This is a genomic window from Staphylococcus pasteuri, from assembly GCF_030547725.1.
Classification (GTDB): domain Bacteria; phylum Bacillota; class Bacilli; order Staphylococcales; family Staphylococcaceae; genus Staphylococcus; species Staphylococcus pasteuri.
Genome location: NZ_JAUOQO010001120.1, coordinates 1 through 230, shown reverse-complemented (window position 1 = coordinate 230; position 230 = coordinate 1). Strand labels below are relative to the sequence as shown.

Annotated in this window: 1 protein-coding gene; it reads left to right on the top strand. The window is 62.2% G+C overall.

Features of this window, described 5'->3' with window-relative positions:
* The coding region (locus Q4528_RS16610) for an ABC transporter permease subunit (protein ID WP_303522906.1) at window positions 1–230 on the top strand (230 nt) is incomplete at both ends.

The window sequence follows — 230 nt, the reverse complement described above, 5'->3', positions numbered from 1 at the left end:
GGCATTGCCTTTGTCATCGGGGTGTTTTTTGGCGTGATCGCGGGCTTTACCGGCGGATGGATCGACACGCTGATCATGCGCTTTGTCGATGCGATGCTGTCTTTCCCGGCGCTGGTTCTGGCGATTGCGCTGGCGGCCGCCTTTGGGCCCAGCCTTGAAAACGCGATGATTGCCGTGGCCATCACCCTTGCACCGCAATTCGCCCGCGTTGCGCGATCCCAGGCCCTGGC